This window comes from Finegoldia sp. (assembly GCF_046991905.1).
In the GTDB taxonomy this organism is placed as follows: Bacteria; Bacillota; Clostridia; order Tissierellales; family Peptoniphilaceae; genus Finegoldia.
On the sequence record NZ_JBKWZF010000087.1, the window covers coordinates 1 to 5,021 of the forward strand.

Sequence of the window (5,021 nt, forward strand, 5' to 3'; positions counted from 1 at the left end):
TAAAAAAGCTAAAACAAATGAGAATATCAATTTAAATTGCTTTCTCATTATTAATTTGTCCTATTCAAAATTAACTTGTGGAGCTTTTTGTGCTGAAGCATCTGCTTCGAAATATTTTTCACTACTGAATCCCATTAATCTAGCAAATATAACTGTAGGGAATCTCTTAACTTTTTGATTATATGATTTTACAACTGTGTTGTAATTCTTTCTTTCTGTTGCTATTCTGTTTTCAGAACCTGCCAATTCATCCATAAGTTGTGTAAAGTGTGTGTCTGATTTTAATTCAGGATATCTTTCCACAACAACATTCATTCCATTTAACGCTTTTGTCAATTCATCATTTGCTTTGGCCAATTCTTCTGGGTCTTTCGCATTCTTAACGCCACTTCTAGCTTCAGATACTTTGATGAATACATCTTCTTCATGTTTAGCAAATCCTTTTGCTGTGTTAACCAAATTTGGAATCAAATCAGCTCTTCTTTGAACAACGTTTTGAACTTGTGCGTAAGCTTCATTAACATCTTCCTTCGATTGAACCAATCCGTTGTATTGTGGCACTAATAGTAATGCTAATACAACAATAATTCCTATAATAACTCCTGCTTTTTTCATAATTCCTCCTATTGTCTAATTTTAATTAATTCCATATTGTCTATACATTCTTGAACCAATCCTTCAATGTCTAAGTTTTCTTCTTCTCTTTTGACATCGTAAATTCTTGGTTTAGTAACTGGTCTTTTTGGTGTAAACACAGTACAACAATCTTCAAAAGGCAAAATTGATGTTTCATAAGTTCCAATTTCTCTCGCAATTTCGATAATTTCAGTCTTATCACTTGCTATTAACGGCCTCAAAATAGGAAGACTTGTAACTTCATTAATAACAGAAACTCCTTGAATAGTTTGACTTGCAACCTGTCCTAAGCTTTCACCAGTTATCAATGCATCTATCTTATTTTCATTTGCTATTGTTTCTGCGATCCTCATCATAAACCTTCTGGAAATTATAGTCATCATTCTTTCCTTACAGTTTTTAGTTATAGCTTTGTAAATTGGAAGCAAGTTTACAGAATAAAAATTAATATTACCAGTATAGTATGAAACTTCTTCTGCTAACTGCTTAACTTTCTCAAAACCTCTTTGGCTGGTAAAAGGATAACTGTGGAAGTGCAAGCAATCCACACGAACTCCTCTTTTTGCCATAAGAAAAGCAGCCACAGGACTATCTATACCACCTGACAATAAAAGCAATCCTCTTCCAGAACTTCCTATTGGAAGACCTCCCCATCCTTTAATTCTGTCAGTATATACATAACAGTTATCCTTAATGTCTACATAAACAAAAAACTCTGGGTTTTTGATCTCAACCTTAAAATAATTCCCGTATTTTTTTAGAATAGTTCCGCCTAAAAGTGGGTTTAATTCTGGTGATTTTGGTTCAAATTTCTTATCAACTCTGTGAACATCAACTTTGAAAGTTTGAAGTTTATCGTCTATAATTTTACCTTCTACTATCTTTAATACCCCGTTTTGAATACTTTCAACCGTTTTTTCACATTTAACACAAGGGCTAATGTACACAATTCCGAAAACTTTCTTGATTTTATCTATCATTTCATCAAAATCATTAACATCAGCTTTGATGTACAACTTACCTTGTTCTTGATAATATTCATCAATTTTATATTCAGAAATCGCATCCAAAATCTTACTTATAGCACGCTTTTCAAATGTGTGCCTATTTTTTCCTTTTAAAGTTAGTTCACCAAAACTAACTGATATATACCAATCTAACATTTATCTCCTCATAATATCTCTAATATCTTCTAATCTAAGTTTTAATTTTTCTATAAATACATCCACCACATCTTCTGGAGTATCATCTGTAAATGAAATTCTAATACATCCATCTGAAAACTCATCAGGAGTGTTGATGCTTTGAATTATCCACGATTTCTTGGAACCATTGCATGCACTACCTGTAGAAATATATATTTCATCTTGTTCCAAATAGTGTAGCAATACTTCACTCTTAATGTAATTAAAGCACACATTCGTAATGTATGGACTATATCCTTCTAGCTTAGAATTAAAATACACACCGTCAATTTTTGATAATTCATTCATCAAATATGACTTCATCTTGTATAATCTGTCGTAAGTTTCATCAATTTTTGAAAAAACTTCTTCACTAGCGCATTTTAATGCCACAATCCCCGCTACATTTTCAGTTCCTGGTGAAATTCCTGATTCTTGTGAACCTCCTATTATAAGAGGCTTAACTCTTTCAGGATTTCTAATGAAAATCGCACCAATCCCTTTTGGAGCGTGAATCTTATGACCACTAATTGTGTAAAAATCAATCTTAGCTTCATTTAAATCTAATTTTATTTTCCCAAAACCTTGAATACCATCAACATGGAATAATGTATTAGGATTTTTCTCTTTAATCTTTTTGCCTAATTCTGTAATTGGAAGAATCTTTCCTGTTTCATTATTAACATGCATAACTGATACTAATCTAGTCTTGTCATTAATTAAATCGATGATATCGTCAACTTCAAAATCATCACTTACATTTACAAAATGAACAGTTCTTTTTTCCTTCAATTTATTATAAGTTTTAAAAACAGATGAGTGTTCAATATTTGTAGTTATAAATTCTTCTTTGTTATCACTTGTAACACTTCCATTTATTGAAATGTTATTACCTTCAGTACCACAAGATGTAAAAAATACATTTTCAGGTTTAACATTTAATAACTTTGCAATTGAATTTCTTGAATCAGTAACAAGCTTTTCAGCTCTCATTCCAAAATCGTATAAACTTGAAGGATTCCCAAAATCAACAGTCATTGCATTAACCATTTCTTTTACCGCATTTTCTGACACTTTCGTAGTAGCAGCATTGTCTAAATATATCATTATATCCCTTCATTTCTATTTAAAATCATACTAATATTATAACATGTAGAGAAAATTTACCAAAATAATAGTATAATGGAAATGGTGATAAAATGAATGAAAATTATGCTATTATAAATATAGAAACAACAGGAATTGATCCTCACAAAAACCATATTTATCTTATAAATATCTTTACAAATGATAGATATTATAATTTCTACTCAAAAAACAATGAATCTGAAGAAAAAATCATAAAATCAGCTTATAAAATCTTACAAAACAAACAAATTATTAGCTTTAGTGAATTTGACGTAAAATTTATCAATACCAAACTAATAAAATACACAGAATTTGATGTGATTAACAATTGCATTTACTTGCAAAAATTAATTAGAAATTACTACAATTCAAAATTCACTTCCCTTAAAGCAAAAGATTTGGCAGCAAAATTATTCGATATCAATATAGATGATAAATCAAAATCAGTGAAACTACACAAAAAGATTTCAAAATCAAATCGTATTTCAGATGAATTAATAGAATTTGCCAAAACATCCATGAATTTTAAGATAAAACTGTACAATTATATGATAAAATGCTTCGAAGAAAATTGTGATATTTTTAATATGTACTCAAAATTCGTTAGATATTTGTTGTATGATGTTAAGAAAGTAAAAAACAACTTAGAAATTAGTTTGATTACAGATAATAAAATGGAAATTGATGCCATCTATGAATCAACTCAAATCAAATCACAAGGAATGTTTATAACTTTATGTTTGAGTTTGCATGAAGGATACATTGAAGATGATTTTGTTGAATGTTCAATGACAAGTATGGACAACAATTATAATTTAATAAACAATTACTACCCTTTAGTCATAAATGAAGAGTTTATTTATGATAATATTAAAAAATTAGTAAAATACACACTTACGGAGATTTTTAATGAATAAAAAGACAAAACAAATATTGTTTGCAATATTAGGAAACTTAATAATAGGATTTAGTATAGGAATACTCAGACTATCAAAATTAGGCGTAGATCCTCTTAGCTTTATGAATAGTGGATTTTCAGACTTTTTGAAAAAAGATTTTGGAACTGTAATTACTGTGACCAATTTCATATTAATCGTTATAGTTTTTATTGGCCACAGAAAATCTATCGGACTTGGAACAGTTATAAATATGGCGACTGTAGGATACAGTGCTGATTTTTCGTACATGCTACTAAAGTTTATGAATACTGACAAATTTTGGGTGAACTTTATTCTGTTGATAATTGGAATAAATATTATGAGTATAGGGGTTGGAATTTATTTGGAAGCTGACCTAGGTGCCAGTGCTTATGACGCTATGCCCTATGTTGTGGACAATATAGTTAAGAGAGATTTATCATACAAGTATACAAGGATCGTATTAGACATAATATGCATCGTAGTTGGTCTATTATTTGGAGAACAAATAGGAATAGGAACTATATTTTTAGGATTTTTATCAGGCCCACTAATTGTATTTTATAGGAATTTGGCTAAAAATTTAATTTTTGAAGAGATTTAAAAATATTTAATTATTTGTATTGAATAATCCTTAATTTCGATTATAATAAAAGTAAATAGAATAATAAATAACTGGAGGAAATTATGAAACTACAAACGTTAAAAAAGAAGAAAAAAGGGTTTACATTACTTGAATTATTAGTCGTACTTGCCATACTGGCTATCATTATAGCAATAGCTATCCCAGTCTACAAAAACCAAAAAGAAAAAGCGGCCATAACTGCCCACAACGCTAACGTAAGAGTCTTGGAAACAGCTGTAGAAAGCTACAGGCAAGATAAAGGTAAATTACCTGATAAATTAGATAAATTAGTACCTGATTATATTAAAAGTGTACCAAAAGTTCCAGCAGGTGCAGTTGAAGGTTCAGTTAAATATGATATTGATAAGGATGGAAAGATAAAACCAGGAGAAGTAGATAAGGACAACAGTGATAGTAGTCAGACAAACCCAAAACAAAATTAATAAGAACTCAATTTAAAAATATAAACCTGCTTAATTGACCTGAACCCGTAAACACGGAATAATTTAATAATATTTTAAGCGGAATGTA

The 5,021-nt window shown here is 29.6% G+C and carries 6 protein-coding genes; 3 read left to right on the forward strand and 3 right to left on the reverse strand.

Translation table 11 applies throughout. The annotated features are described in order from the left end of the window. Positions 1–60 precede the first annotated feature (60 nt). Genes ACLUJM_RS12710 through ACLUJM_RS12720 form a run of 3 tightly spaced genes read right to left on the reverse strand, consistent with a single transcriptional unit; the run spans position 61 to position 2,927 of the window. A complete protein-coding gene (locus tag ACLUJM_RS12710; RefSeq protein ID WP_412412972.1) occupies positions 61–615 on the reverse strand; it encodes a LemA family protein in 555 nt (184 codons plus the stop codon). A gap of 8 nt (positions 616–623) precedes the next feature. Then, complete coding sequence (thiI, locus tag ACLUJM_RS12715) at positions 624–1,799, reverse strand: tRNA uracil 4-sulfurtransferase ThiI (protein ID WP_412412973.1); 1,176 nt, start codon at positions 1,797–1,799, stop codon at positions 624–626. Further along, on the reverse strand, positions 1,800–2,927 hold the full coding sequence (locus ACLUJM_RS12720) for a cysteine desulfurase family protein (protein ID WP_412412974.1): 1,128 nt from the start codon (positions 2,925–2,927) through the stop codon (positions 1,800–1,802). It lies immediately after the preceding gene. A gap of 92 nt (positions 2,928–3,019) precedes the next feature. Here ACLUJM_RS12720 and ACLUJM_RS12725 point away from each other — a divergent pair, with 92 nt between their 5' ends. From ACLUJM_RS12725 to ACLUJM_RS12735, 3 genes are all read left to right on the forward strand, one after another. Beyond that, positions 3,020–3,865, forward strand: coding sequence for a ribonuclease H-like domain-containing protein (locus ACLUJM_RS12725; protein ID WP_412412975.1), 846 nt, complete (start codon positions 3,020–3,022; stop codon positions 3,863–3,865). Beyond that, positions 3,858–4,469, forward strand: coding sequence for a YczE/YyaS/YitT family protein (locus tag ACLUJM_RS12730; RefSeq protein WP_412412976.1), 612 nt, complete (start codon positions 3,858–3,860; stop codon positions 4,467–4,469). Before ACLUJM_RS12725 ends, ACLUJM_RS12730 begins: the two co-directional genes overlap by 8 nt. A gap of 83 nt (positions 4,470–4,552) precedes the next feature. Then, positions 4,553–4,933 carry a prepilin-type N-terminal cleavage/methylation domain-containing protein gene (locus ACLUJM_RS12735; RefSeq protein WP_412412977.1) on the forward strand — a complete coding sequence of 127 codons (381 nt, stop codon included), beginning with the start codon at positions 4,553–4,555 and terminating at the stop codon, positions 4,931–4,933. The last annotated feature ends 88 nt before the right edge of the window (positions 4,934–5,021 follow it).